General features: G+C 72.1%; 28 protein-coding genes and 1 pseudogene. 11 read left to right on the top strand and 18 right to left on the bottom strand.

Features of this window, described 5'->3' with window-relative positions:
* The first annotated feature begins 48 nt into the window (after positions 1 to 48).
* The 3 genes from AB0L89_RS01990 (at position 49) to AB0L89_RS01980 (ending at position 3,259) form a co-directional block, all read left to right on the top strand.
* Complete coding sequence (locus tag AB0L89_RS01990) at positions 49 to 1,524, top strand: MFS transporter (RefSeq protein ID WP_365132713.1); 1,476 nt, start codon at positions 49 to 51, stop codon at positions 1,522 to 1,524.
* A gap of 108 nt (positions 1,525 to 1,632) precedes the next feature.
* Positions 1,633 to 2,649, top strand: a complete 1,017-nt coding sequence (locus AB0L89_RS01985; protein ID WP_365132710.1) for an aldo/keto reductase — start codon at positions 1,633 to 1,635, stop codon at positions 2,647 to 2,649.
* Between the two features lie 25 nt (positions 2,650 to 2,674).
* Positions 2,675 to 3,259: a TetR family transcriptional regulator gene (locus AB0L89_RS01980; protein WP_365132707.1), complete on the top strand. Its 585-nt coding sequence runs from the start codon at positions 2,675 to 2,677 to the stop codon at positions 3,257 to 3,259.
* On the opposite strand, the gene AB0L89_RS01975 is transcribed toward AB0L89_RS01980, so the two are convergent.
* From AB0L89_RS01975 to AB0L89_RS01965, 3 genes are all read right to left on the bottom strand, one after another.
* Positions 3,256 to 3,570, bottom strand: coding sequence for a DUF1330 domain-containing protein (locus tag AB0L89_RS01975; RefSeq protein WP_365132704.1), 315 nt, complete (start codon positions 3,568 to 3,570; stop codon positions 3,256 to 3,258). The two genes, AB0L89_RS01980 and AB0L89_RS01975, sit on opposite strands and share 4 nt — an antisense overlap.
* A 39-nt stretch (positions 3,571 to 3,609) precedes the next feature.
* Positions 3,610 to 4,266 carry a class I SAM-dependent methyltransferase gene (locus AB0L89_RS01970; protein ID WP_365132701.1) on the bottom strand — a complete coding sequence of 219 codons (657 nt, stop codon included), beginning with the start codon at positions 4,264 to 4,266 and terminating at the stop codon, positions 3,610 to 3,612.
* Between the two features lie 109 nt (positions 4,267 to 4,375).
* The gene (locus AB0L89_RS01965; protein WP_365132698.1) at positions 4,376 to 4,831 is read right to left on the bottom strand and encodes a hypothetical protein; all 456 of its coding nucleotides are present in this window, start codon (positions 4,829 to 4,831) and stop codon (positions 4,376 to 4,378) included.
* 78 nt (positions 4,832 to 4,909) lie between these two features.
* On the opposite strand from AB0L89_RS01965, the gene AB0L89_RS01960 reads away from it, so the two are divergent.
* Complete coding sequence (locus AB0L89_RS01960) at positions 4,910 to 5,758, top strand: helix-turn-helix domain-containing protein (RefSeq protein WP_365132695.1); 849 nt, start codon at positions 4,910 to 4,912, stop codon at positions 5,756 to 5,758.
* Here the strand turns inward: AB0L89_RS01960 and AB0L89_RS01955 are convergent.
* Positions 5,755 to 5,979: a hypothetical protein gene (locus tag AB0L89_RS01955; RefSeq protein ID WP_365132692.1), complete on the bottom strand. Its 225-nt coding sequence runs from the start codon at positions 5,977 to 5,979 to the stop codon at positions 5,755 to 5,757. The genes AB0L89_RS01960 and AB0L89_RS01955 overlap by 4 nt on opposite strands.
* A 105-nt stretch (positions 5,980 to 6,084) precedes the next feature.
* Positions 6,085 to 7,467 (bottom strand): glycine--tRNA ligase, encoded by a 1,383-nt coding sequence (locus tag AB0L89_RS01950; RefSeq protein ID WP_365132690.1) that lies wholly within the window; start codon positions 7,465 to 7,467, stop codon positions 6,085 to 6,087.
* A 177-nt stretch (positions 7,468 to 7,644) separates the two neighbouring features.
* On the opposite strand from AB0L89_RS01950, the gene AB0L89_RS01945 reads away from it, so the two are divergent.
* The 4 genes from AB0L89_RS01945 to AB0L89_RS01930 all read left to right on the top strand — a co-directional run bounded on the left by AB0L89_RS01945 (position 7,645) and on the right by AB0L89_RS01930 (position 10,829).
* Positions 7,645 to 8,616, top strand: coding sequence for a metal ABC transporter substrate-binding protein (locus tag AB0L89_RS01945; RefSeq protein ID WP_365132687.1), 972 nt, complete (start codon positions 7,645 to 7,647; stop codon positions 8,614 to 8,616).
* 32 nt (positions 8,617 to 8,648) lie between these two features.
* Entirely contained in the window at positions 8,649 to 9,449 is an 801-nt protein-coding gene (locus tag AB0L89_RS01940; protein WP_365132684.1) for a metal ABC transporter ATP-binding protein, read from the top strand.
* A 13-nt stretch (positions 9,450 to 9,462) separates the two neighbouring features.
* Positions 9,463 to 10,356, top strand: a complete 894-nt coding sequence (locus AB0L89_RS01935) for a metal ABC transporter permease (RefSeq protein WP_365132681.1) — start codon at positions 9,463 to 9,465, stop codon at positions 10,354 to 10,356.
* Between the two features lie 71 nt (positions 10,357 to 10,427).
* Positions 10,428 to 10,829 (top strand): transcriptional repressor, encoded by a 402-nt coding sequence (locus AB0L89_RS01930; protein ID WP_365132678.1) that lies wholly within the window; start codon positions 10,428 to 10,430, stop codon positions 10,827 to 10,829.
* 80 nt (positions 10,830 to 10,909) lie between these two features.
* Here AB0L89_RS01930 and AB0L89_RS01925 read toward each other — a convergent pair whose 3' ends face one another.
* From AB0L89_RS01925 to AB0L89_RS01915, 3 genes are read right to left on the bottom strand one after another with little or no spacing between them, the layout of a single operon-like run.
* Positions 10,910 to 11,731, bottom strand: a complete 822-nt coding sequence (locus tag AB0L89_RS01925; protein ID WP_365132675.1) for an isoprenyl transferase — start codon at positions 11,729 to 11,731, stop codon at positions 10,910 to 10,912.
* Positions 11,732 to 11,754: 23 nt separating this feature from the next.
* Complete coding sequence (recO, locus tag AB0L89_RS01920; protein ID WP_365132672.1) at positions 11,755 to 12,504, bottom strand: DNA repair protein RecO; 750 nt, start codon at positions 12,502 to 12,504, stop codon at positions 11,755 to 11,757.
* Positions 12,505 to 12,562: 58 nt separating this feature from the next.
* Entirely contained in the window at positions 12,563 to 12,778 is a 216-nt protein-coding gene (locus AB0L89_RS01915; protein ID WP_365133935.1) for a hypothetical protein, read from the bottom strand.
* A gap of 348 nt (positions 12,779 to 13,126) precedes the next feature.
* Here AB0L89_RS01915 and AB0L89_RS01910 point away from each other — a divergent pair.
* Together AB0L89_RS01910 and AB0L89_RS01905 are read left to right on the top strand one after the other, a co-directional pair.
* Positions 13,127 to 13,968, top strand: a pseudogene (locus AB0L89_RS01910) (helix-turn-helix transcriptional regulator).
* Positions 13,950 to 14,159 (top strand): DUF397 domain-containing protein, encoded by a 210-nt coding sequence (locus AB0L89_RS01905; RefSeq protein ID WP_365132670.1) that lies wholly within the window; start codon positions 13,950 to 13,952, stop codon positions 14,157 to 14,159. Before AB0L89_RS01910 ends, AB0L89_RS01905 begins: the two are co-directional and overlap by 19 nt.
* Here AB0L89_RS01905 and AB0L89_RS01900 read toward each other — a convergent pair.
* The 3 genes from AB0L89_RS01900 to AB0L89_RS01890 form a co-directional block, all read right to left on the bottom strand.
* Positions 14,146 to 15,618 carry a membrane-associated oxidoreductase gene (locus AB0L89_RS01900; RefSeq protein ID WP_365132667.1) on the bottom strand — a complete coding sequence of 491 codons (1,473 nt, stop codon included), beginning with the start codon at positions 15,616 to 15,618 and terminating at the stop codon, positions 14,146 to 14,148. The two genes, AB0L89_RS01905 and AB0L89_RS01900, sit on opposite strands and share 14 nt — an antisense overlap.
* A 10-nt stretch (positions 15,619 to 15,628) precedes the next feature.
* A complete protein-coding gene (locus tag AB0L89_RS01895) occupies positions 15,629 to 16,429 on the bottom strand; it encodes an isocitrate lyase/phosphoenolpyruvate mutase family protein (RefSeq protein WP_365132664.1) in 801 nt (266 codons plus the stop codon).
* A gap of 63 nt (positions 16,430 to 16,492) precedes the next feature.
* Complete coding sequence (locus AB0L89_RS01890; protein WP_365132661.1) at positions 16,493 to 16,966, bottom strand: cupin domain-containing protein; 474 nt, start codon at positions 16,964 to 16,966, stop codon at positions 16,493 to 16,495.
* A gap of 140 nt (positions 16,967 to 17,106) precedes the next feature.
* On the opposite strand from AB0L89_RS01890, the gene AB0L89_RS01885 reads away from it, so the two are divergent.
* The gene (locus AB0L89_RS01885) at positions 17,107 to 18,015 is read left to right on the top strand and encodes a LysR family transcriptional regulator (RefSeq protein ID WP_365132658.1); all 909 of its coding nucleotides are present in this window, start codon (positions 17,107 to 17,109) and stop codon (positions 18,013 to 18,015) included.
* 10 nt (positions 18,016 to 18,025) lie between these two features.
* Here the strand turns inward: AB0L89_RS01885 and AB0L89_RS01880 are convergent, their stop codons facing one another.
* From AB0L89_RS01880 to AB0L89_RS01850, 7 genes are all read right to left on the bottom strand, one after another.
* Positions 18,026 to 18,355, bottom strand: coding sequence for a transcriptional regulator (locus AB0L89_RS01880; protein WP_365132655.1), 330 nt, complete (start codon positions 18,353 to 18,355; stop codon positions 18,026 to 18,028).
* Positions 18,352 to 18,789 (bottom strand): hypothetical protein, encoded by a 438-nt coding sequence (locus tag AB0L89_RS01875; RefSeq protein ID WP_365132652.1) that lies wholly within the window; start codon positions 18,787 to 18,789, stop codon positions 18,352 to 18,354. The genes AB0L89_RS01880 and AB0L89_RS01875 overlap by 4 nt, the downstream gene beginning before the upstream one ends.
* A gap of 50 nt (positions 18,790 to 18,839) precedes the next feature.
* The gene (locus AB0L89_RS01870) at positions 18,840 to 19,601 is read right to left on the bottom strand and encodes an ABC transporter permease (RefSeq protein ID WP_365132649.1); all 762 of its coding nucleotides are present in this window, start codon (positions 19,599 to 19,601) and stop codon (positions 18,840 to 18,842) included.
* On the bottom strand, positions 19,598 to 20,614 hold the full coding sequence (locus AB0L89_RS01865; RefSeq protein WP_365132646.1) for an ABC transporter ATP-binding protein: 1,017 nt from the start codon (positions 20,612 to 20,614) through the stop codon (positions 19,598 to 19,600). Before AB0L89_RS01865 ends, AB0L89_RS01870 begins: the two co-directional genes overlap by 4 nt.
* A gap of 137 nt (positions 20,615 to 20,751) precedes the next feature.
* The gene (locus AB0L89_RS01860) at positions 20,752 to 21,639 is read right to left on the bottom strand and encodes a thiopeptide-type bacteriocin biosynthesis protein (RefSeq protein WP_365132643.1); all 888 of its coding nucleotides are present in this window, start codon (positions 21,637 to 21,639) and stop codon (positions 20,752 to 20,754) included.
* Entirely contained in the window at positions 21,636 to 24,182 is a 2,547-nt protein-coding gene (locus AB0L89_RS01855) for a hypothetical protein (RefSeq protein ID WP_365132640.1), read from the bottom strand. Before AB0L89_RS01855 ends, AB0L89_RS01860 begins: the two co-directional genes overlap by 4 nt.
* Positions 24,179 to 25,279, bottom strand: a complete 1,101-nt coding sequence (locus tag AB0L89_RS01850) for a hypothetical protein (RefSeq protein WP_365132637.1) — start codon at positions 25,277 to 25,279, stop codon at positions 24,179 to 24,181. The genes AB0L89_RS01855 and AB0L89_RS01850 overlap by 4 nt, the downstream gene beginning before the upstream one ends.
* Between the last annotated feature and the right edge of the window lie 46 nt (positions 25,280 to 25,325).

Raw genomic sequence — 25,325 nt, 5'->3', positions numbered from 1 at the left:
GGAGCCCCGCACCCGACCGCACGCCCCCCGGAGGGCTACCGTCGAAAGATGCCCCCTGAACTCACCCACCGCAGACGGATGCTCGTCCTCGCGATCTGCTGCATGAGCCTGCTGATCGTCAGTCTCGACAACACCGTCCTGAACGTCGCGCTCCCCACCATGCAGAAGGAGTTCGACGCGAGCGTCGCGGGCATGCAGTGGACGATCGACGCGTACACGCTCGTCCTCGCCTCGCTGCTCATGCTGGCGGGCTCGACCGCCGACCGGATAGGGCGCCGCAAGGTCTTCCGGGCGGGTCTGGTGATCTTCACGCTCGGCTCGGTGCTCTGTTCGCTCGCGCCGAACCTGGAGTCCCTGATCGCCTTCCGCATGCTCCAGGCGGTCGGCGGTTCGATGCTCAACCCGGTCGCGATGTCGATCATCACGAACACCTTCACCGACCCGCGCGAACGGGCCCGCGCCATCGGCGTCTGGGGCGGTGTCGTCGGCATCTCCATGGCCGCGGGCCCGCTGGTCGGCGGGGTGCTCGTGGACTCCGTCGGGTGGCGCTCGATCTTCTGGATCAATCTGCCGGTGGGCCTCGCGGCGCTCTTCCTCACCCTGCGGTACGTCCCCGAGTCCCGCGCCCCGAAGCCGCGCCGCCCCGACCCGGTGGGGCAGCTGCTCGTGATCGTGCTGCTCGGCGCGCTGACGTACGCGATCATCGAGGCGCCCAAGGCCGGCTGGACGTCGCCGCTGATCCTCTCCTTCGCGGGCGCGGCGCTGCTGGGCCTGACCGGCCTGCTCCTGTACGAGCCGCGCCGCGCCGAACCCCTGATCGACCTGCGCTTCTTCCGGTCGGCGCCGTTCAGCGGGGCGACGGTGATCGCGATCGCCGCGTTCGCCGCGCTCAGCGGCTTCCTCTTCCTGTCCACCCTCTACCTCCAGGACGTACGCGGCCTGGACGCGCTGCACGCCGGGCTGTGGATGCTGCCGATGGCGGCGATGACGCTGGTCTGCGCGCCGCTGTCGGGGCGTCTGGTGGGCAGCCGCGGGCCGCGCGTCTCCCTCCTGGTCGCCGGGGTCGCGATGACGGCGTCGGGCCTGCTGTTCGCCGCGTTCCAGGCGGAGGACTCCAGCGGGACGCGCCTGCTCTCCTACGTCCTGTTCGGCCTGGGCTTCGGCTTCGTGAACGCGCCGATCACCAACACGGCCGTCGCCGGGATGCCGCGCGCCCAGGCGGGCGTGGCCGCGGCGGTCGCCTCCACCAGCCGCCAGATCGGCTCGACGCTCGGCGTCGCGGTGATCGGGGCGGTCTTGGCGTCGGGCGTCGCCGCCTCCTCGTACGCGACCGGCTTCTCGGAGGCGAGCCGCCCGGCCTGGTGGATCATCACGGGCTGCGGCGCGGCGGTGCTGCTGCTGGGGGCGCTGACGAGCGGGCGGTGGGCGCGGGAGACGGCGCGGCGGGCGGCGGAGCGGTTCGAGGAAGGGGAGACGGCGGAGGCCGGCGCCGGGCGACAGCCCCGGATGACGAATGACCGATGACCGGCGCGATCGATGACCGGCGCGATCGGTGACCGGTGACCGGTGACGAATAACAAGTGACAGATGACAGATATTGAAATCTGTCATCTGTCATGCCATGGTGGAGGCATGCGTACTCTCACCCTCGGAAACACCGGCCCCCGCACCTCCGCCCTCGGCCTCGGCTGCATGGGCATGTCCGCGCTGTACGGCGACGCGGACCGGACGGAATCCATCGCGACCGTCCACGCCGCCCTCGAAGCGGGCGTCACGCTCCTGGACACCGGCGACTTCTACGCCATGGGGCACAACGAGATGCTGATCGGCGAGGCCCTGCGCAGCGCCCCCGCCGCCCGCCGCGAGCAGGCGCTGACCAGCGTGAAGTTCGGCGCCCTGCGCGACCCGGACGGCGGCTGGTCGGGCTACGACGGGCGCCCGGCCGCGGTGAAGAACTTCGCCGCGTACTCGCTCCAACGCCTCGGCGTCGACCACATCGACGTCTATCGCATCGCCCGCATCGACCCCGACGTACCCGTCGAGGAGACGGTGGGCGCCATCGCCGAGCTGGTCGAGAAGGGCCACGTCCGGCACATCGGCCTCTCCGAAGTGGGCGCCGACACGATCCGCCGGGCGGCGGCCACCGCCCCCATCTCCGACCTCCAGATCGAGTACTCCCTCATCTCGCGCGGCATCGAGGCGGAGATCCTGCCGACGGTCGCCGAGCTCGGCATCGGCGTCACGGCGTACGGCGTGCTCTCCCGCGGCCTGATCTCCGGCCACTTCACCCGTGACCGGCAGCTGGCGGCCAACGACTTCCGCTCCATGAGCCCCCGCTTCCAGGGCGAGAACCTCGACCGCAACCTCGACCTGGTCGACGCGCTGCGCAAGATCGCCGACCAGAAGGGCGTCAGCGTCGCGCAGACCGCCATCGCCTGGGTGCTCGCGCAAGGCCCCCGGCACGGCGCGGCCATCGTGCCGCTGGTCGGCGCCCGGCGCAGGGACCGGCTCGACGAGGCGCTCGGCGCGCTCGGCGTCACGCTGGACGACGCGGACCTCGCCGCGATCGAGGCGGCGGTGCCGGCGGGCGCGGCGGCCGGTGCGCGCTACCCGGAGTCCCAGATGGCACACCTCGACAGCGAACGCTGACCCGTCCCCGGGTACGGTCTAGGCCATGGCGACCGCGGCTCCTCTCACCCCCGAACGCATCCTCGAGGCGACCGAGGAGGTGCTGCGCAGGCACGGCGCGGCCAAAGCCACGGTGGTCGACGTGGCCCGCGCCCTCGGGGTGAGCCACGGCACGGTCTACCGCCACTTCCGCACCAAGGCGGAGCTGCGCGGGGCGGTGACGCGGCGCTGGCTGGACCGTACCTCCGTGGTCCTCTCCGGGATCGTCACGGGCGCCGAGCCGCCCGAGGCGAAGCTCCGCCACTGGCTGGCGGCCCTCTTCGAGGCCAAGCAGCACAAGGCCGGTGACGATCCCGAACTCTTCGCCACGTACACGGTGCTGACCGACGAGAACAGCGACGTGGTCGACGCCCACATCGCCGATCTCACCGGCCAGCTGACCGCGATCGTCCAAGAGGGCGTCGAATCGGGCGACTTCACGGCCCCGGACGCCGCGACATCGGCCCGCGCGGTCTTCGACGCCACGAGCCGCTTCCACGACCCTGCCTACGCCCCCCACTGGTCCCGCCCCGGCATCGGGGCCGCCTTCACGGCGGTGGTGGACCTGACGGTGCGGGGGCTGCGGGCCTAGGCCGGGAGCGCGAACCCTTCCGGTGGCGCGCCCTCGGCGAAGAGCATGTCCACGCGCATCGCGTCCTGCCGTATCGCGCGGGCCCGGCGGTACTCCGGGGAGTCGTACCACTGCCTGACCCGGGCCATGTCCGGGAACTCAAGGACGACGCACCGGGACGCGGGCCACGTGCCCTCGACGGGGTCGGGCGTGGGCCCCGCGACCAGGTAGCGGCCGCCGTGGTCGAGGATGGACCGCCGGGCCACGGGCGCGTAGGCCAGGCCGGCTTCCTCGTCGAGCACGTCGATGGTGACGATGACGTATGCGGGCACGAGCTATGCCTCATTCCTTCGCGTCAGCATTCCTTGGCATCAGCGTTCCTTCGCGTCTGCGTTCCTTCGCATCAACAGGTGGCCCCTGCGGAACCTCTCGCCCTCGCCTGGTTCCCGGAGCATGCGGCCGGTCTCCGTGAAGCCGGACTCCGTCGCCAGCTCCGCGAGGGCGTCGATCGGCCAGCGGTACGCCGTCGTCACCTTGTGGTCGAACGGTGTGACCGGGGCGCCCTCCGACTCGAAGAAGGCGAGCAGGAGGTGGCCGCCGGGGGCCAGGACCCGGCGGAACTCCGCGAAGTACGGCGGCAGTTCCGCCGGAGGTACGTGGATCACGGAGTACCAGGAGACGACGCCGGACAGCCCGCCGTCCGGCAGGTCGAGCGCGTCCATGGAGCCGACCTCGAACCGGAGGTCGGGGTAGGCCTCGCGGGCCAGGCCGATCATCACGGGTGACAGGTCGATGCCGAAGGCGTCCAGGCCCAGGTCCCGCAGGAGCGCGGTCACCGGGCCTGGGCCGCAGCCCAACTCCGCGACGGTTCCCGGGCCGTCGGCCCGCACGTGGTCGGCGAACGAGGCGATCATGGAGCGGTCCGGCGAGGGCCCGGAGAGGTCGTCGCGGGCCATTCCCGCGTACACGGTGGCGATGGCGTCGTACGCGTCCGCCGTGGCACTGAGGTAGGTGGAGGATTCAGTCACGGGTGAGGACCCTAGGGGCCGCCTCTGACATCCGCCTCTGAAATCCGCCTCCGCCATCCGCCTCGGACATCCACCTCCGGCACCCGCCCCCACCGCCCCTCAGCGACCGCTACAGCCCGTCCTCCGTCGGCCGGTGCTCCACGTACTCGATGACCGTGCCGTCCCGGTGCCGGGCCGTGAAGCCCGAGCCCGTCGGGACCTTGATCAGCGGATCCGTGATCTCCGCGCCCTCCGCCGCGAGGCGGTCCAGGTACTTCTGCGCCGAGTCGACGAGCAGCGTGCCGTGCGTCGCGCGGAAGGGCGCCAGCGTCTCCTCCGTGCCCTCGATGAGGAGGAAGGCGCCCACCACCGCGAGGCAGAGGTTCTTCTCGGGGTACGCGAACCACATGTCCCGTTCCGTGCCGAGGAGTCGCTCGTAGGAGGCCGCCACGGCGTCCAGCGTGCCGGGGCCCGTGTAGACGCGGATGAGGGGGCGGGGTTCGGCCAGGTCCGAGGAGTCGTTTCGGCGGCGCCACATCGTCGGGGCCGGGGCGGGGATGCCGGTGTCGGTCGAGGTATCGGTCATGCGCCCAGCCTCGGCCCCGGCGGCCCCCGCAGCCAGAGAGGCATCTGTGGGGGTGAGTCCAGGTCATAGGCTGGGCGCATGGCGACCACGGAGAGCACGGAGCCCCTGGAGAGCACCGCCTCGGCCCTCCGGCGGCGGCTCGGCGGATTCCTGCGCGCCTACCGCGAGCACCTCTCCCCCGCTGACGTCGGGCTGCCGCACACCGCTCGCCGCCGCACCTCCGGCCTGCGCCGCGAGGAGGTCGCCGCGCTGTCCGGCGTCTCCGTGGCCTGGTATACCTGGCTGGAGCAGGGCCGCGTGGACACCTCGCGGCAGGTCCTCGACGCCGTCGCCCGCGCCCTGCGCCTGGACGCCGCCGCCCACCGGCACGCCCTGGCCCTCGCCGGGTTCACCGCCCCCGCCGCGGAGCCCCCGCCCACCGCGTACGACCCCGATCTCCGTGCCCTGCTGGACAGTTGGCCCGACAGCCCGGCGCTGCTCCTGGGTCCCGCGCTGGACGTCCTGGCCTGGAACCACGCGTACGCGGCGCTGTGGCCCGACCCCGCGGACATCCCCCGCGACCGGCGCAATCTGCTGCTCCTGCTGGTCGGCGACGCCCGGCACCAGCGGGTGCTGCCCGACTGGGAGCCGGTGGCGATGGAGCTGTACCGGCACCTGCGCACCCGCGCCGACCGCCGCCCCGGCGACGAGGGCTTCCGGCGGCTGACCGACCGGCTGCGGGCCGCGCGGCCCGACCTGGACGCGTGGTGGGCCTGCCGTTCGATCGGCGACTTCGCCCCGCGGACGGTGGAGGTCCGCCCCGAGGACGGCGGCCCGGCCCGCGCGTACGGCATGACGCTGCTGCTCGCCCCGCAGGCACCGGACGCGGCGATCCTCGTCCTGACCCCGAAGGGCCCGGCGGCCAGCGCGACGGCCCCCGGCGGCTAGGAGGCCGAGCCGGAACCCGGTCCCGCCGGATCCACCGTCGCCTGATGCTCCTGCGCCAGGTGTTCCTCGGCCTTGAGCCACGGCAGGAACTGCGCCTTCCTGCGCCATCCGCAGGTCCCGCAGCTCAACTGCCGCTGCACGCCCGCCTTCTGGACCTGGACGACGTGCTCGCGTCCGTGCTGGTCCCATCTGCTGACCTTGCTCGTGGTCATCGGAAGCATGCGCTTCAGTGTGCACAGAAGCCCCCGGTTCCATAACCCGGAACCGGGGGCTTCCACGAGCCTTCTACGGCGTCATGCGAGGAGCACGCGCCCGGGCGTCAGGCCTCAGCAGCCCACCAGGCGCGCGGCCAGGTAGCCCTCGATCTGGTCGAGGGAGACGCGCTCCTGCTTCATCGAGTCGCGCTCGCGCACCGTCACGGCGTTGTCGTCGAGGGTGTCGAAGTCGACCGTGACGCAGTACGGCGTGCCGATCTCGTCCTGGCGGCGGTAGCGGCGGCCGATGGCGCCGGCGTCGTCGAACTCGATGTTCCAGTTCTGCCGCAGGGCGGTCGCGAGGCCCTTGGCCTTCGGGGACAGCTCCGGGTTGCGGGACAGCGGCAGGACCGCGACCTTCACCGGGGCGATGCGGTGGTCGAAGCGCATGACCGTGCGCTTCTCCAGCTTGCCCTTGGCGTTCGGGGCCTCGTCCTCGATGTAGGAGTCGAGGAGGAAGGCGAGCATCGTGCGGCCGACACCGGCCGCGGGCTCGATGACGTACGGAGTCCAGCGCTCGCCGGCCTCCTGGTCGAAGTAGGACAGGTCCTGGCCCGAGGCCTTGGAGTGCGCCGACAGGTCGTAGTCGGTGCGGTTGGCGACGCCCTCCAGCTCGCCCCACTCGCTGCCGCCGAACTGGAAGCGGTACTCGATGTCGGCGGTGCGCTTGGAGTAGTGGGAGAGCTTCTCCTTCGGGTGCTCATACCACCGCATGTTCTCCTCGCGCAGGCCCAGGCCGGTGTACCAGTTCCAGCGCTGCTCCATCCAGTACTCCTGCCACTTCTCGTCCTCGCCCGGCTTGACGAAGAACTCCATCTCCATCTGCTCGAACTCGCGGGTGCGGAAGATGAAGTTGCCGGGCGTGATCTCGTTGCGGAAGGACTTGCCCATCTGCGCGATGCCGAACGGCGGCTTGCGGCGCGAGGTCTGCTGGACCTGGGCGAAGTTGGTGAAGATGCCCTGCGCGGTCTCGGGGCGCAGGTAGGCGACGGAGCCGCTGTCCTGCGTGGGGCCGAGGTGCGTGGCGAGCATGCCGGAGAACTGCTTGGGCTCGGTGAACTGGCCCTTGGTACCGCAGTTGGGGCAGTTGATGTCCGCGAGGCCGTTGGCCGGCGGGCGGTTGTGCTTGGCCTCGTAGGCCTCTTCCAGGTGGTCGGCGCGGTGGCGCTTGTGACAGGAGAGGCACTCGGTGAGCGGGTCGGAGAACGTCGCGACGTGACCCGAGGCCTGCCAGACCTCGCTGGCCAGGATCACCGACGAGTCGATGCCGACGACGTCCTCGCGCGAGGTGACCATGTAGCGCCACCACTGGCGCTTGAGGTTCTCCTTCAGCTCGACGCCCAGCGGTCCGTAGTCCCAGGCGGCGCGCTGACCGCCGTAGATCTCACTGCAGGGGAAAACGAAGCCACGGCGCTTGCTCAGGCTGACGATGGTGTCGATCTTGTCGGCGGCCACGGTGCTCTCTTCATGACGACGGCGGACGAAGCGGGAATACGCGCTCCGGGAGCGAATGCTTCAGGTTACCGGCGGCCTTACCCCCCTAATCAAATCGGTTCCGGTACGGCACCGGGCCCAGCGCGGGACCGGACCCCTTGTTGACAATCGTTTCCACATTTGTTGAAAATGAGTGTCATGAACGTACGACGCCTCATACCCACCGCAGCCCTCGCCTCCGCCACGGTCCTCGGCCTCACGGCGCTGACCGCCTGCTCCTCCTCGGCCGCGAGCGACAAGGACGGCAAGCTCGACGTGGTGGCGTCGTTCTATCCCATGCAGTACCTCGCGGAGCAGATCGGCGGCGACCACGTCTCCGTCACGAACCTCACCGAGCCCGGCCAGGAGCCGCACGACCTGGACGTCTCCGCCAAGCAGCGCGGACAGCTCGAAGAGTCCGACGTCGCCCTCTACCTCAAGGGCCTCCAGCCCGCCGTCGACGACGCGATCGACCAGTCCGGGATCAAGAACAAGGTCGACGCCGCCTCCCTGACCGACATGGAGAAGCACGGCAACGAGGTCGGCGGGCACGCGGCCGAGCACGACGAAGAGGGTCACGACGACCACGGCCACGACCACTCGCACGAGGGCGCCGACCCGCACATCTGGCTGGACCCGGTGAAGTACGCCGAGGTCGCCGAGGGCGTCGGCAAGGCCCTGGAGAAGGCCGACCCGGACAACGCCAAGACGTACGAGAAGAACACCGCGGCCCTCGTGAAGAAGCTCGGTGGCCTGGACAAGACCTTCAAGGACGGCTTGAAGGACACCGACTCCAAGGTCTTCATCACCACCCACGCCGCCTTCGGCTACCTCGCCGAGCGCTACGGCCTGACCGAGGAGGCCATCAGCGGCCTCGACCCCGAGGGCGAGCCCAGCGCCAAGCGCGTCAAGGACCTCCAGAAGATGGCGAAGGCCGACGGCGTCACCACCGTCTTCTACGAGACCCTCGTCAGCGACCGGACGGCCAAGACCCTCGCGAAGGACACCGGCCTGAAAACCGACGTGCTCGACCCGATCGAGGGCATCACGGACAAGTCCAAGGGCACGGACTACGTCCAGGTCATGGAGTCCAACCTGAAGGCGCTGCAGAAGGCCCTGGGCGCCAAGTGACCCTCTCCCCCGCGGCTTTGGAGGCACGAGCCATGAGCAAGTCAGCCGAACCGGGCGACACCGGCAGCGCCGACAGCGCCGTCATATCCCTGCGCAAGGTCACCGCCGAGCTCGGCTCGCGCCCCGTCCTGCGCGGGATCGACCTCACCGTGCGCCGCGGCGAGGTCGTCGCCCTGCTCGGCGCCAACGGCTCGGGCAAGTCCACGGCCGTGCGCACGGTCATCGGCCAGGTGCCCGTCACCGGCGGCGAGGTCGAGATCTTCGGCACCCCGCGCCGCCGCTTCCGCGACTGGTCCCGCGTCGGGTACGTCCCGCAGCGCACCACCGCCGCGGGCGGCGTGCCCGCCACCGTCACCGAGGTCGTCGCCTCCGGCCGCCTCTCCCGCGCCCGCTTCGGCGTGCTGCGCAAGGCCGACCGCGAGGCCGTCGCCCGCGCCATCGAGCTGGTGGGCCTCGCCGACCGCGCCAAGGACTCCGTGAACGCCCTCTCCGGCGGCCAGCACCAGCGGGTCCTCATCGCCCGCGCGCTCGCCTCCGAGCCCGAAGTGCTGATCATGGACGAGCCGATGGCGGGCGTCGACCTGGCCAGCCAGCAGGTCCTCGCCGACACCCTGCGCCTCCAGGTCGAGCGGGGCGCCTCCGTCCTGCTCGTCCTGCACGAGCTGGGCCCCCTTGAGCCGCTGATCGACCGCGCCGTGGTGCTGCGCGACGGCTGCGTCCTGCACGACGGGCCGCCCCCGGAGGCCGTCGGCCAGCACGCGCTGCCCGGCCACGACCACGTCCACCCGCACACCGCCGACGCCGAGCCGGTCCGTACCGGCCTGCTCACCTGAGGACGCGAGAACGATGGAACTCCTCAACTACGCCTTCATGCAGCGGGCGCTGCTCGCCGCCGTCCTGGTCGGCATCACCGCGCCCGCCGTCGGCATCTACCTCGTCCAGCGCCGCCAGGCCCTGATGGGCGACGGCATCGGCCACGTCGCGATGACCGGCGTCGGCCTCGGCTTCCTGCTCTCCACCTCGCCGGTGTGGATGGCGACGGCGGTCGCGATCATCGGCGCCGTCGTCATGGAGCTGATCCGCTGGTACGGCAAGACGCGCGGCGACATCGCGCTGGCGATGCTGTTCTACGGCGGCATGGCGGGCGGCGTCATGTTCATCAACCTCGCCCCCGGCGGCTCCAACGCGAACCTCCAGTCGTACCTCTTCGGCTCGCTCTCCACGGTCTCCGAGGAGGACGTCACCGCGATCTGCCTGCTCGCCGCGTTCGTGGTCCTCGTCACACTCGGCCTGCGCCGCCAGCTCTTCGCGGTCAGCCAGGACGAGGAGTTCGCGCGCGTCACGGGCCTGCCGGTGCGCGCCCTGAACCTGCTCACCGCCGTCACCGCGGCGGTCACCGTCACCGTCGCCATGCGGGTCGTGGGCCTGCTCCTGGTCTCCGCGCTGATGGTGGTGCCGGTGGCGGCCGCCCAGCAGCTCACCCGCAGCTTCGCGGCGACCTTCGCGATCTCCGTGGCGATCGGCGTCGCGGTGACGCTCGGCGGCACGGTCACCTCGTACTACCAGGACGTGCCGCCCGGCGCGACGATCGTCCTCCTGACCATCGGGGTCTTCATCGCCCTGACCGTCCTCGCCACACCACTGGCCCGGCGCAGGGCACGGGCCGCCGCCGCGGCCGAGGCGGCGGCGGGCGACCCCGTCGAGTGCGCCGTACCGGCCCAGCCGGTGGCCAAGACCTGACCCGCCTCATGAGCGACCTGGCACAATGGCCCGGCAGGCCCAGACCAGAGCGCAGACGCGAGGAGGCAACAGTGGGAGCCCCGGTTCGAGGCAGGTCGACCCGCCAGCGCGCGGCCGTGGCGGCGGCACTCGACGAGGTGGACGAGTTCCGCAGCGCCCAGGAGCTGCACGACATGCTCAAGCACAAGGGCGACTCGGTCGGCCTGACCACGGTCTACCGCACGCTCCAGTCCCTCGCCGACGCCGGCGAGGTGGACGCGCTGCGCACCAACGAGGGCGAGACGGTCTACCGCCGCTGCTCGACCGGCGAGCACCACCACCACCTGGTCTGCCGCGTCTGCGGCAAGGCCGTCGAGGTCGAGGGTCCGGCGGTCGAGAAGTGGGCCGAGGCCATCGCCGCCGAGCACGGATACGTGAACGTGGCGCACACCGTGGAGATCTTCGGTACGTGCGCGGAGTGCGCGAAGAAGTAGCCGTACGGAAGTCGCCATACGTACGTGAGGGCCCGCACCGTCGTCTCGACGGTGCGGGCCCTCACGCATGCGGGATCGGGTCAGCCCTTGGTGATCTGGAGCTCGTTCGGGATCGCGCCGCCGAAGCGGCGGTCGCGCGAGGCGTACTCCAGGCAGGCCCGCCACAGGTCGCGGCGGTCGAAGTCCGGCCACAGCACGTCCTGGAAGACCATCTCGGCGTAGGCGCTCTGCCACAGCAGGTAGTTGGACGTGCGCTGCTCGCCGCTGGGACGCAGGAACAGGTCCACGTCCGGCATGTCCGGGTAGTACAGGTACTTCGCGAAGGTCTTCTCGCTGACCTTGGACGGGTCGAGCCGGCCCGCCTTCACGTCCTCGGCGAGCGCCTGCGCGGCGTCCGCGATCTCCGCGCGCCCGCCGTAGTTCATGCAGAAGTACAGGGTCAGCTTGTCGTTGCCCTTGGTCTGCTCCTGGGAGATCTCCAGCTCCTTGGCGACCGACTTCCACAGCTTGGGCATGCGGCCCACCCAGCGCACCCGGATGCCCAGCTCGTCGAGCTGGTCGCGGGTCTTGCGGATGAAGTCGCGGTTGAAGTTCATCAGGAACTTCACCTCGTCCGGCGAGCGCTTCCAGTTCTCGGTGGAGAAGGCGTACAGCGAGATCGCGCCGACGCCCATCTCGATGCCGCCCTGGAGCACGTCGAGGACGCGCTCGGCGCCGACCTTGTGCCCCTCGGTGCGCGGCAGCCCGCGCTCCTTCGCCCACCGGCCGTTGCCGTCCATGACGATCGCGACGTGCTTGGGCACCAGCTCGCCGGGGATCTTCGGCGGCTGGGCGCCCGAGGGGTGCGGTTCGGGCGTCACGTACTCCCGGCGGGACCGTCCGAGGATTCCGCGTCGTGCCATGGGGGGCTCTCTCCTAGCTCGCTTCAGTTCTTCTCTACGTACCGCAGTGAACGCAGTCCGCGCTCCAAGTGCCAGTGCAGATAGGCCGAAACCAGCCCGCTGCCCTCCCTGGCGTGCCGCGCCTCACAGGCGTCGGCCGTCTCCCAGTCGCCCGTCAGCAGCGCCCCGAGCAGCGTGAGCGCCTCCGCCGACGGCACGACGCTGCCCGGCACCCGGCAGTCGGTGCAAATCGATCCGCCCGCCCCGACCGAGAAGAACCGGTTCGGTCCGGGCATGCCGCACTTCGCGCAGTCGGTGAAGCTCGGCGCGTAACCGTTCACCGCCAGGGAGCGCAGCAGGAAGGCGTCGAGGACGAGGTGCGGCTCGTGCTCACCGCGCGAGAGCACCCGGAGCGCGCCCACCAGCAGCAGGTACTGCTGCACGGCGGGCTCGCCCTCGTGGTCGGTGAACCGCTCGGCGGTCTCCAGCATGGCCGTCCCGGCGGTGTACCGGGCGTAGTCGGTCACGATCCCGCCACCGTACGGAGCGATCGTCTCACTCTGCGTGCACAACGGCAGTCCGCGGCCGACCAGTTCGCTCCCCCGCGCGAAGAACTGCACGTCGACGTGGGAGAACGGTTCGAGGCGGGCCCCGAACTTGGACTTGGTCCGGCGCACCCCGCGCGCCACGGCCCGCACGCGGCCGTGACCGCGGGTGAGCAGGGTGATGATCCGGTCCGCCTCACCCAGCTTCTGGGTGCGCAGCACGATGCCGTCGTCGCGGAACAGACTCATGGCCCCATTCTCGCGCACGCCACGGGGTGGCCGGGCCCGGGTTCACCTCAGGACGCCCTCAGGAGACCTCGCCCCGGCTGCGGGCGTTCGCGTACGCCGTCGCCGCGCGCAGCCGCTCCGCGCTGGTCGCCGTCCGGGCGGCCTCGGGGGTGCAGTCCCACTCCCTGCCTCCGCCGTAGGGGCGGAGCTGGACGTACGGGCCCTCGTGGCCCATGACCCTGCCGACGCGGCCGTTGCGGGTGTCCACGACGTACGAGCCGACGGGAAGGTGCACGGGGTGGTTCATGGCTCGCTCCTCAGGGCGACGGTCAGGCGGGCCGCCTGGTCGACGGAACATCCCCCCAATTCGACGCGCGGACATGGCGCCTCCCTCGCGAGGGCGGCGGGATCGATCCGCAATGACGGCAGCGTAATTCCCGCACGTGCCAGTGCGGTGCGCAATTCGTCCACTGTTTCCTCCGCATGCTCGACGCAGGCCACTGCGTGGGGGCTTTCTCCGGTCGCCACGTGGCTCCCCTTTCCTGTCGGATTTCACTCTTCCCGCCACCACGATGACGGCTTGCGCCTACACTCGGCAGGAGTCTGTCCCCTACAACTGCGGGGCTGCGGGAGGCGGTTGGCCATGGCCAATGGTTCACATGGTTCGAGGCAGGCGGCCTGGGAGTTCTTCGGCGCGGAGCTGAAGCGGAGGCGCGAGGACGCGGGGCTGAGTCAGTCGGCGTTGGGGGTTCGGGTTTTCGTTTCGGGCGGGTATATCGGCCAGTTCGAACAGGCAATTCGAAAGCCGCAGTTGGATGTGGCGCAGCGTATTGATGAGGTGCTACAAACCGACGGCTTTTTCGAGCGGATGTGGCGCAAGCTCATCAAGGATCAGCCATTTACGGAGTACTTCGCTCACGCGGCGGAGCTGGAGCGGCTGGCGACGGAGATCTGCGACTTCGCGCCGGCTGTGGTGCCAGGGCTCCTGCAAACACCCCGGTACGCGCGTGCGGTGTTCCTGAGCAGCAACCCGTTCGCCACCGACGAGTACGTCGAGGAGCTGATCAGGGGCCGCATGGATCGCACGCTGCTCCTCAAAGACGCCGCGCGGCCCGTGTACTGGGCGATCCTGCACGAGACCGTGCTGCTCGTTCCGGTCGGAGGCGCCGCCGTGATGGCTGAACAGCTCGATCACATCGCGACGATGACCCGCAAGCGCCAAGTGCTGGTGCAGGTCATCCCGTTCGCGGCCGGGGCGTACCCGGGGATGGGCAAGATGATGAAGCTCATGGAGTTCGAGGACGCTCCGCCAACGGTCTATACAGAAGCGGTGCTTTCGGGGAACCTCCTGACGATCCGGCAGTGGTGAAGCAGACGCGGGCGACTTACGATCTGCTCAGGGGCGTTGCGTTGTCGCCGGACGCGTCCCTGGATCTGATCGAATCGCTGTCGGAGGACTACAGACGATGCGCGAGTACGACCTGAGCACCGCCCGCTGGCGCAAGAGCAGCTACAGCGGCGGCAGCGGCGGGGAAGACTGCGTCGAGGTCGTCGACGGAGTGCCCGGCGTCGTCCCCGTGCGGGACAGCAAGGATCCCCGGGGCCCCGCCCTGGTCCTCGGCGCCGGAGCCTGGTCCGCCTTCGTCGGCGGACTCCGCGCCGCTACTGACGACTGATCGCCCGCGTCACCCCCGCCGCGATCGTCGTCGCGAGGGTCCAGCCCAGGACGATCAGCGCGTACCCGAACCACTGGTACGCCCCCTGCGCGGCGTACGCCCTCTCCTGCCCGAAGTCGACGATCGGCAGCAGCAGGTCCAGCGTGTAGAAGACGGGGTTGAAGTCCGGCGACTCGTCCGGCTTCAGCGCGGGCGGCCGGTGCAGCCAGAACGTCACCGCGCCCACCAGCACCAGCGACAGCAGCCAGACGGCCGCGCGCGTGGGCCGGAAGCCGTAGCCGACGGTGACGTCCTGGAGGTGGCCCCAGGCCCTGGCGTACGGCGGCAGCGTGGCCCGGTGGCGGCGGTGCTTGGCGAGTTGGACGGTACGGGCCGCCGCGTCGTCCCCGTTGTTCCGGTAGGCGGCGGTCAGTTGCTCGTACGCGTGCGGGACATAGCCGTCGGCGTCCCGCTCCAGCACCTGGAGGCGCCGTTCGGCGGGCTCGTTCGGACCGAGCCTGGTGTACGTGAGGCCGTCCAGACGGACCTCGTCCGGCCAGGTCTCCGGGGATATGTACAGCACGTCGAACTGGGAGCCGTGCAGCGTGATCGTGCCGTCGAGGCGCGGGGCGCGGTCCATCCAGAGCGTGCCGACGGTCAGACCGCTGGCCCGCAGCGCGACCCCGCCGGGGTTCGAGAGGCGGGCGGACTCCAGGTTGAGCTGCCCCGGTATGCGGGCGCCCCGCAGATTGATCCGCCCGTACGCCCGCAGCCGCGTCCCGTGCAGATCGGTACCGGCGTCGAGGTTCGACGCGTGGAGCGCCGTGCCCCCGGGATTGCTCAGGACCGCGTCGTCGAAGGTGATGTTCCCCGCGACGGTGGCGCCCGCGAGGCGGACCAGGCCGTGGGCGGTGAAGCCCCGGTCGGCCTCCAGGTCGTCGCCGATGGACGCGCGGTTGAGCGCGAGGATCGGACCCGACAACTCGGCGTCCGCGCGGCCCAGTTCGGCGCCGTCGAGAAAGACCGCCCCCGCGATCCGCGCGCCGCCGAGCCGGACGGGACCCCGGACGCGGCACCCCGACATGCGCAGGAGGCCGTCGAGCCGGAGGGTGGTGGCGTCCAGGCCGGGCAGGACGGAACGGCCCAGGTTCAGCTGGCGCAGCTGCGCGCCGTAGAGGTCGGGCGTGCCGTCGAAGAAGCAGGCCCACAGGTGGACCGCCGTCACGGCCTCCGCGTACTGGAGGTCGAGCCGCCCGCTGATCCGCGCGCCGGTGACCCGGAGCACCGGGACCTCCCCGTCCTGCCGGGGGCCGTCGAGGATCAGCGTGCGCAGCACCTCGGCCCGCACGGTCCGCTCGGGCCCCCACTCCGCCCCGGAGCGCGGGTCGTCCTCGCGCGCCGGCCGGAAGTCCACGGTCCGCCCGAGCGGATACGCCTCCCACACCCGCCGCTCCGCGGCGGTCAGTCGACTGATCTCCACCGCCGCGACTCTAGGCGAACGCCTCGGACAGCGCCTGCGTCTCCGCGTACGAGGGAACGTCCGCCGTGCGCGGCGGCAGACCCCCCGCGACCGCCGTGGCCGCCGCCACCGCCGCGCCGAGCGCCGCGCGGAACAGGAACGAGCCGCAGCTGACCCGCCGCACGCCCGCATCGGCGAGGTCCGGGAGGGCCGGGCCGTCGGGTGCGTGGAGGACGTTGAGCGGGGCGCCGAGGCCGGCGGTCAGCGCGGCGACGGCGCGCAGGTCCCGCAGGCCGGGCACGAACAGGCCGTCCGCACCGGCCTGTTCGTACGCGGCGAGGCGGCCCTCGGTCCGGGCGGCGCGGCCGTCGTCGCCCGGCAGCCAGTACGTGTCCGTGCGCGCGTTGACGAAGAGGCGGCCGGACACCGCCTCGCACACGGCGTGGAGGATCTCGCACTGATGGCCGAGGTCCCGCAGCGTGCCGTCCGGGCGCCCGTCCTCGATGTTGACGCCGACGACGCCCGCGTCCGCCAACTCGGCCACCAGCTGCGCGACGTCCTCCGGGCGGTCGCTGAAGCCGCCCTCGATGTCCACGCTGACCAGCGCGTCCAGGCGGGTCAGACCACGGGCGAGGCGGACCGTCTCCGCGCGGGCGGCGCCCGTGCCGTCGGGCAGGCCCGCCGCGGCGGCGACGCCCAGACTGGTCGTGCCGACCGCGCGGAACCCGGCGGCGGCGAGCGCGGCGGCCGACGCGTGGTCCCAGGCGTTGGGCAGCAGCAGGGGCGCACCGGTGCGGTGCAGGTCGCGGAACTCCTCGTACCGAAGTGTCATGACCCGACGGTAAGGGGGCGACGTTTCGGCGCGGGCCGAAGCGTCACCGCTCACCGGGGAGGCTCACCGCCAGGGCCCCTCCGTGGGGACGAAGTGGACGTCGTAGCGGTCCTGCTCGGGCAGCAGGCCGTCGAAGGTGTCCAGGCCGTGCTGGATGCGGCCGAGCGCGCGGAAGTAGCCGAAGCGCTCGACGCCCGGGGTGAGGACGGCGAGCAGTTCCGCCGTGGTGCCGGGCGCGGCGCCGAACGCGTGCGGCATGCGCGGCGGGACGACGACCAGGCCGCCCTTGCCCACCGTCACCGGGTCGCCGTCGAGCAGGAAGTCGACGGCGCCCTCGGTGACGTGGAAGAGCTCGTGCGACACCGCGTGGAAGTGCGGGCGGGCGCCGTCGGCGCCCTCGCCGAGGGCCAGGGTGTTCGCGCCGAGCGCGCCGCCCGTGCCGCTCGCGTCGGCGAGGAGACGGAAGCCTCCGCCGTGCGGAAGGGGGACGCGCTCGGCGTCCTCGCCCTGGACGACCAGCGCGTTCGGATCTGCCATGTCTGCTGCTCCCTTGCTCGTTCTGCTTGCCGGGGTTCATTCGAACCCGGGAAGAAGCCGCGAACCACAGGCGGTTGTCACCCACAGAAATCTCGGACCGAGATGGATCCGGGCAGGGACGGGCGGGGCGGGGGCGGGGCGTGGAGCTGCGGCAGCTGGAGTACTTCGTGGCGGTCGCCGAGGAGGGCGGGTTCGCGCGGGCGGCCGGGCGGATCGGGATCGTGCAGTCGGCGGTGAGCCGCCAGGTGCGGCTCCTGGAGTCGGAGTGGGGGGTCACGCTCTTCGAGCGGTCGACGCGGCACGTGCGGCTGTCCGGCGCGGGCGAGCGGCTGCTGCCGGAGGCGCGCGCCGTGCTCGCGGCGGCGGGCAGGACGCGCCGGGTGGCCGCCGACCTCGCGGGCGGGGCACGGGGGGTGCTGCGGCTCGGCACGGTGCAGGGGCCCGGCGGGCGCATGTACGGGGTGCTGGACGCGCTGGCCGGGCGGGCGCCCGAACTCCAGGTCGTGCTGCGGCGGTTGCCGCCCGCCGAGCGGCTCGCGGCGGTGCGCACGGGCGAGCTGGACGCGGCCTTCGTCCGTGCCGTGCGCGCGGCGGAAGGGCTTGAGCTGCTGCCCGTGTGGAGCGATCCGCTGTACGTGGCGCTGCCGTCGGGTCATCCGCTCGCCGCGGAGGGCGGCCCCGGCATCGGTCTTGACGCGCTCGTGCGGTCGGGGCTGCCGCTGCGGCTCGCGCCCCGCGGGGCCAACCCGCCCTTCCACGACCTGATCGGCGACGCGCTGCGGGACGCGGGGGCCGGACAGCCGCTGCTCGGGCCGCCGTTCACGACGCTCCAGGAGACGCTCTCGGCGATCGGGGCCCAGGCGGGCGCCGACGGGAGCGGGGGCTCGTGGACCGTCTTCTACGAGGTGGGCGCGCTGCCTTCGCTGCCCCGGGTCGCGGTGCGGCCCCTGGACGGACCGGCGCTCACCACCTGCCTCGCCGTGCGTCCCGGCCCGCCGGGCCCGGCGCTGCGGGAGCTGCTGCTCGTCACGTCGGCGGCGCCGCAGTAGCGGCCCCGCCTCACGCGGGGTGCTCGGTGCCGTCCGCAGGCTCGGGCTCCCACGCCGCGATGTCGCGCAGCGCGGCCAGGTGGCGGGCGAAGGCCGTCCGGCCCGCGTTCGTCAGGGAGAGCCAGGTCCGCGCGCGCTTGCCGACGAAGGCCTTGCGGACCTTCACGTACCCGGCCTGTTCCAGGAGGGCGGTCTGCTTGGACAGGGCCGAGTCCGTGATCTCGACGGTGTCGCGGAGGGTCTTGAAGTCGGCCTCGTCCACCGAGGCGAGCGCGGCGACGATGGAGAACCGGACCGGCGCGTGGATCAGGGTGTCGAGGGACTTGCGCGGATGCGTCACGGCGTGGCCCCGGAGGTGCGGGCCGCCCTGCGGTCGAGCACGCCGATCACGGCGAAGGGCACACCGCACAGGACGGCTCCCGGGATCCACCACAGCGCCTCGCCGGAGAAGAACGCCGTGCCGAGGGTGACCGTGAGCGTGTAGAGCGCGGCACCCGCCGTCGTCGTGAGGGCGTACAGGGTCCGGTGGTGGCGGGCCAGCACCGGCCGGGTCGCCGTGTAGATCACGAGACCGAAGAAGGGGATGAGCAGGACGACCGGGACGGCGTACTCCGAGGAGGGCTCGACCAGCAGGCCGTAGACGGCCGTCATGACCGTCATCGCCGCCCCGAGGAGGAACACCAGGGGGCCGGTCCCGCGGTTTCCCCCGCGCATCCGGGAAGCCAGTGCGTCGGCCGAGGCGAGGGCCTCCCGCGCTTCCTTCTTGTCCATCATGGCGCCTTCCTTGCGGGACAGGACTGGAGGATACGGTCGCATGCCGGCGCCTACGCGTCCTCGCCCTGGTCCCACTTGAAGGTGCGGACGGCCAGGGTGACCACGACGGCGGTGGTGGCGACGACGACCAGGACGGACAGCCAGACCGGGTGGGTCGGCTCGCCCTGGGACATCTGCGTGAGCATGAGGTCCGCGAAGAAGGACGTGGGCAGCAGGCCCAGCGTGGTGCGGACGGCGTCGGGCATGAGCTCCAGCGGGAACGCGAGACCGCTCAGGAACAGCGCCGCGAGCTGCACGAGCGTACCGACGTTGGTGGCGGCGTCCGGCGAGGACAGCCGGCCGCCGATCAGGTAGCCGATGCCGCCGAACATGGCGAGGCCGAGCAGGGCGATGCCGAACAGGGCGGGCAGGCGGCTCGGTTCGACCTTGCCGAGGGCGCACGCCAGCGCGAGCAGGACGGCCGCCTGCGCGGTGACCATGAGGACCCTGGCGATCATGTGCGTGAAGACGAGGCGGGCCCGGCCCACCGGTGTGGTGCCCAGGAGCCGGAGGGTGCCCTTGGTGCGCAGACTGGCCAGCGGTCCCGCGGTGACGGTCAGGGCGGCGCTGGTCACGGCGAGGAAGATCGCCATGGGGAAGACGAGCTGGAGGAAGTCCGGGGCGCCGGAGTCCTCCGGCATGGCGAAGCCGAGGCCGAGGAAGATGGCCAGCATCCCGAAGGGGAAGAAGAGCGCGAAGTAGAAGTACTTGGGATCGCGGATGAGCTCCCTGCCGTGCATGAGGGCCAGCTCGCGCGAGGACGCGGAGATCACACCATCACCCCTTTCTTCTCGGACGTGGCGTCGTCGTGCTCGGCGGGCGGCTCCGTGCCGTCGCCCGCCTCGTGGAAGGAGACTCCGGTGAGGAGGCGGAAGACCGCTTCGAGCCCGGCCTCCTTGATCTGGATGTGGCGGGCCCCGAGCGGACCGGCGAGCAGGCCGAACAGCGCGTCGGAGTCGTCGGTGCGCACGACGACCCGGGTGGTGCTGCCGGAGTCGTGGCTCTCGACGTGGGACACCCCGGGCGCGGTGCGCAGCTCCGCGAGGTCGGTGCCGTCCGCGACGGTGAAGTGCACTTCGCGCTCGGGCGCGTGGGTGCTGATCAGGTCCTGCGGCGTCCCGCACGCGGCGACCCGGCCCTTGTGGAGCACGGCGACCCGGTCGCAGAGCATCTCGGCCTCCTCCATGGAGTGCGTCGAGAGCAGGACGGTGCCGCCGGAGGCGCGGTGCGCGCGGATCGCGTCCCACAGCTCCTGGCGCGCGTTGGGGTCCATGCCCGTCGAGGGCTCGTCGAGCACCAGCAGACGGGGGCGGGAGATGAGCGCCGTGCCGACCAGGAGCCGCTGGCGCTGTCCGCCGGAGAGCTTCGCCACCCGCACGTCGCGGGAGGCCGTCAGGCCCATCCGCTCGATGACGGCGTCGGGGGTCTCGGGGTCGGGGTAGAGGGACGCCCAGACCCGCAGCAGCTCCGCCACCGTCTGCTGCTCGAACACGGCGGCGTGCTGCGGCTGGATGCCGACGCACTTGCGGATCTCGTCGCGCTGCGCCACGGGGTCGTATCCGAGGACCCGGACGGTGCCCGCGGTGGGGCGGCGCAGACCGGCGAGGGTCTCGATGGTGGTGGTCTTGCCCGCTCCGTTCGGACCGAGCAGGCCGAAGATCTCCCCCGGCCGCACGGAGAGGTCGATGCCCGCCAGGGCGACGACGTCCCCGTGGGGGCCCGGATACCTCTTGGTGACGTTCTGGAGCAGGATCGCCGTGTCGGGCGACGGGCTTCGTTCAGCCATTCCGCATCTGCCTCTCATCGGCTTGCGCCGAGGTCTCGCCGTGCGTACCGCTGTCCATCGTCTTGACTGTCAGCATGGCATCTACTTTCCAATTTGGAAAGTAGATGCGCGTCGGGTAAGTCGAATGTTTCCGGTGACTAGCCGGCCGAGGCGAGCACACCGAGGAGGCTCTCCTCGGCGGGCACGAAGCCCCAGCGGTTGAGGTCCATGTGCAGGTAGTGCAGGAGCAGTTCCTGCCGCGCCACGGGGTTGCCGTCGGCCTCCGCCGCGTCGAGGGTGCGCACGACCGTCGCGACGTGCCGGATCACGCTCTCCTGGAGGGACGCCTCGACGGACGCCTCCTTCGTGCCCTTCGCCGCGCGGGCGAGGAGGCCGCGCAGGTCCTCCTGGGCGGGCGCCGCCATCCGCAACTGCCGCCCCCACTGCCGGCGGTGGGCGGTCCAGAACGCGGTCCGCGCCTCCGCGTCGGGCAGCGCCGCCCTGATGAGCGCCCTCATGTACGCGACCGCGAGCGCCGCCCGGTCGAAGAGCGGCGCGAGCGCACCGATCCGCTGCTCGTCGTACCACCGGCAGGAGGCCGTGAAGAGCTCCTCCACCCGGGCCACCCCCCGCGCGCCGCCGTACTTGGCGAGTTCCGGCGCGTACAGGCAGCAGCGGGCCTGTCTGACCAGCGGAAGACCCTGCGGCACCGAGCCCGGCACGAGCCGTTCCACGGGGGCGGGCCGGTCGAGCGCGTGCAGCAGCCCGACCAGTTCGGGCAGGCGGGCGTGGACGCGGTCGACCCCGTCGGCGGAGCACTTCAGGCGCAGCCTCAGGTGATGGCCGCTCATGTCCCAGTAGCGCGTGAAGAACCACGCGGACGCCGCCTCCTCGGACGCCACCGCGGACAGCCACGGGATCAGCACCCGGGTGGCCTCGTCCATCGCGTCCGGATGCCCGGGGTAGGCGCGGACGTACCACCAGTCCGTGTCCACGCCCCCGTCCGCGCGGTCGGTGCGGTCGGTGCGGTCCTGTACCGGCATCATCGGTTCTCCTCGGGCCAGGCCAGCAGGGCCACGTGCTCGGTGACCCGGGGCCGGCCGAGGGCGTCGCGCTGGGCGTGCAGGGGGCGCTCGGGAAGTGCCTCCACGAGCCGGAGGTGGCTGGTGCGCGGGCTGAGCCAGTGGTGCAGCACGCCCACGGAGAGCGGCGAGGCCAGGGACACCCACATCGGTTTGCGGTCGGCGCTCATGCCGAGGGCGTCGCCCGCGCCCGCGAGCTGGTGCACGAAGACCTCCTCGGGGATGCCGTGGGCCCGGCGCAGCTCGTCGAGCCGGACGGCCAGGGCGGTCTCGCCGCGCTCGCCCGGCTCCGGGCGCGGGAGCGCCGAGGCCGGCACGATCCACGAGGCGCGCCGGGTGACGAGACGGCCCCCGGGACCGTCGGTGAGGCGGGGCAGCGCCACCACGTCGTCGCCGCAGAGCGGGCCCAGCTCGTGGGCCTTCGTCATCGTGTAGTCCGAGTGCGGCGAGCCGTTGACCCAGGGGTCGGCGAGGATCGCGAGCAGCCGCACGTAGGACTGGAGCAGGTGCTGCGGGATGAGTCCCAGGTAGGCGAGGCCGACGGGGTCGCCGCTCCGGTCGAACAGGGACAGCGTGTCGGTGCGGGCGTCGTGCGCGAGGACCGTGTCGTCCAGGGTGATCCCGTTCTCCGCGCCGACCTCGCCCGGCAGCACCAACGGCGGCAGCACGCCCCCGCATTCGGACTGCACGGTGTTGCAGTCGGTCCACACCACCAGCTCGCGGCGGTCGACGCCGGGCCAGCAGCGTGCGGTGTGCGCGGCGAGACGCTCGCGGAAACCGTCGCCGAGGAGCTTGCCGAAGCGGCTGAACAGCCCTCCGGTGCCCGCCCCGTACTGGTTGACCACGAGCCGGTGGCGGCCCGCCTCGATGTCGGACCGGTCCGCCGCCTCCAGCTGGAAGAAGACCCCGGTGTTCGGCGGGGCACTGGTCGGCCCGACCGGGAGCCAGGCCCGGTCCCCCGGGTCCCGCCGGCTCGCCATGTCCGCGAACAGGGCGCGTTCGAGCGGCGGATTGGCGTCCCGGTCGACGGTGAGCCGCATGAGGAAGCCGAGCGGGTCGCGGCAGACGCCGCCGGCGCCGAACTCCGCGGTGAAGCTCGCCAGGACGAAGTCGTAGAGGTGCGAGCGGAAGAGGTACGGCCGCACCCGCTCCCCCAGGAGCGCCAGGTCGTCCCTGACCTCGGGGACGGTCAGCGGGTCGGGCAGGACCAGGTCCGTCTCCCGGTCCTCGTAGACCAGCCCGCTGGGCGCCCGCTCCCCGCGGTCGCGCTGCCCGGCCCAGCCTCCGGTGAGGTCCCGCAGCTCCGTGGCCGCGGCGATCCGCCCCTTGCTGTCCGCCCGCCACGCGCCGTCGCCCAGGTCGTGGGCCCGCGCCAGGTCGCCGTGCCCGATCGGCGCGGCGGCGGGGGCGTCCGCCAGCAGCGCGGCCAGCGCGGGGAACGGCGCCTCGCCCCTGCGCCACGGCGGGACGGGCTGGACGACACCGGCGTCGAGCAGCCGGACGAAGCGGGCGAAGGGCCGGGCACCGCCGAGGGCGCCGAGGAGTTCGTCGAGCGTGGCACCGGAGGGCGTGGTCCCGGAGGGCGAGGTGCCGGAGGGCGAGGTGCCGGAGGGCGAGGCGGCCACCGCGGACAGGGCGGTCGTCGAGGCCAGGGCGTGATCGGCCTCCACCGCCCGGTCGTGGCGCCAGACCACGCCCTCGGTGATGATCACCTCGCTGTGGAGCAGCAGCCCCTCCGGCTCGGTGGGGGTGCCGGGGCGCACGGGCGCCACGCGGTAGCGCAGCAGTCCGGCGGTCGCCGGGTCGCCCGCCAGCCGGCGCAGCGCGAGGTGGGCGGTGGTCGCCGAGGTGCGGCTGCGCGCCCGGCCCTGTCCTTCCGCCCCGGCCTCGCCGACGGTCGTCAGCCCGGAGAAGGGACTCGTCTTGACGGCGGCGCGGGCGACGTAGGAGTAGAGCGTCTTCAGCTTCTTCGCCGACCGGGCCTTGTGGTCGCGGTGGCGGATCCAGTCGGGCGCGGCGATCGCCAGGAAGGCGGCGAAGTCGCTCTCCCCCGCGCCGCCTGCGGCCTCCCCGCCGGGTTCGAGCGTCCGGTGCAGCGCCTGGACGGCCCCGTCCCGGTCCTCGGCGAGCTGCTGGCCCAACTGGTCGAGCAGCGAATGCCGTTCACCGATGAGGCGGATCCATTCGTCGACGAGGAGGGCCGCGTCGGACGGCAGGCGTGCGGCCAGACGGCCGCGTACGTCCTCGTCCCAGGGCAGCGGGTCGAGCCGGTTGACCGACCGCTTGGCGGCCAGGACCTTGCGGCGCAGCGGTACGTCGTCGTCGAGCAGGGGGACGACCGCGAAGAGGGCGTCGGTGAGCCGGGGTGCCAGGGCGCCCAGGCGCTCGGAGACGGCGGCGTGTTCGGCCAGCAGCTTGCGGGTGGCGGGGGTGACCAGGTCGAGCGCGTCGGAGGGCAGGCCCGCCACCCGGGTCAGCACGAGCGGGGAGATCACGAGGGAGCTCATCGGCCCACCGCCGAGAGGGCGAGGTCCACGGTGACCGGGACGGCGTGGAACATGGCGTAGGCGAGGAGGCAGACATAGGCGACGGAGAAGAGTCCGTACGCCATGTGCCCGCGCCGCGCCGCCTTGCCGAGGTTGGCGAGGTGCGGCGGGAGTTCCTCGCGCCGGAGGGTGTGGCGCAGCAGGGCGAAGGCGCGCCCGCGCGCGTTGGTGAAGCCGGTCGCGGCCTCGATCGCGGTGTAACCGTCGCTGGGCATCAGCGGGTTGAGGTTGATGACCAGCATCAGGAGCTGCATGCCGAGCAGCAGCGCGGCGGTGTCCCTGAGCAGTCCGGTGGAGTTCAGGGCGACCACGCCCGACAGGGCGCAGAACCAGCCGTCGCTGAGGATGCCGGCCATGGCCAGGACGACGCGTCCGCCGCGTCCCCGGAACCGGTAGGCGTCCGTGCGGTCCACGTAGGCGACCGGCATGAAGTAGAAGAGCAGCGCGACTCCCAGGCCCCGCACCGGAGTTCCGAGCATCTGGGCGACCAGGGCGTGGGAGGTCTCGTGCATCAGCACGTACAGCAGCATCACGCCGGTGGCGAGCAGGAACGCGGGCCCCGCCGCGTCCTGCGGCGGCGGCATCTCGGTGAACAGGGTGTGGAAGCCCAGCCCGTAGCCCGCGATCGCGCCGAGCGCGGCGATCAGCACCAGCAGCTTCGCGGGCAGGGCGCGCAGCACCACGGCCACCGGTTCGAGCACGCGGGGCAGCGAGCGGGTCAGGATGATCCGCGGCATCAGCATCGACGTCCGGACGCGGCCGGCGCCCTGGGGCTTCTCGGGCGGCGCGGAGCCCTCCAGGAGACCGCTCCTGTCCAGGGCCGCGAGGAAGGTGTCGATCTGCCGGGAGAGCGCCTCGGCGCGCGCCTGGTCGGCGCGCGCGAGGAAGGCGACGAGGTCGTCGCGGGTGCGGGTGCCGTCCAGATAGGTGAGCACCACTTCGCCGGCGCGGGTGATGCGGTGGTAGTTCCCGGTGACCGGATCGAAGATCAGCGGGATGTCGTCCATCCCGCGTATGACCTCCAGCTCGTCTCGGAGCTTCGGTGGCGAACTGATCACTGTCTACCTCTCCTGTACTCCTGGACGCCCGGGGCCGACGGGCCGT

It is taken from the genome of Streptomyces sp. NPDC052114 (assembly GCF_040680155.1).
GTDB lineage: Bacteria > Actinomycetota > Actinomycetes > Streptomycetales > Streptomycetaceae > Streptomyces.
The sequence above is the reverse complement of the archived record's forward strand: the minus strand, read 5'-3'. Positions and strand labels throughout refer to the sequence as shown.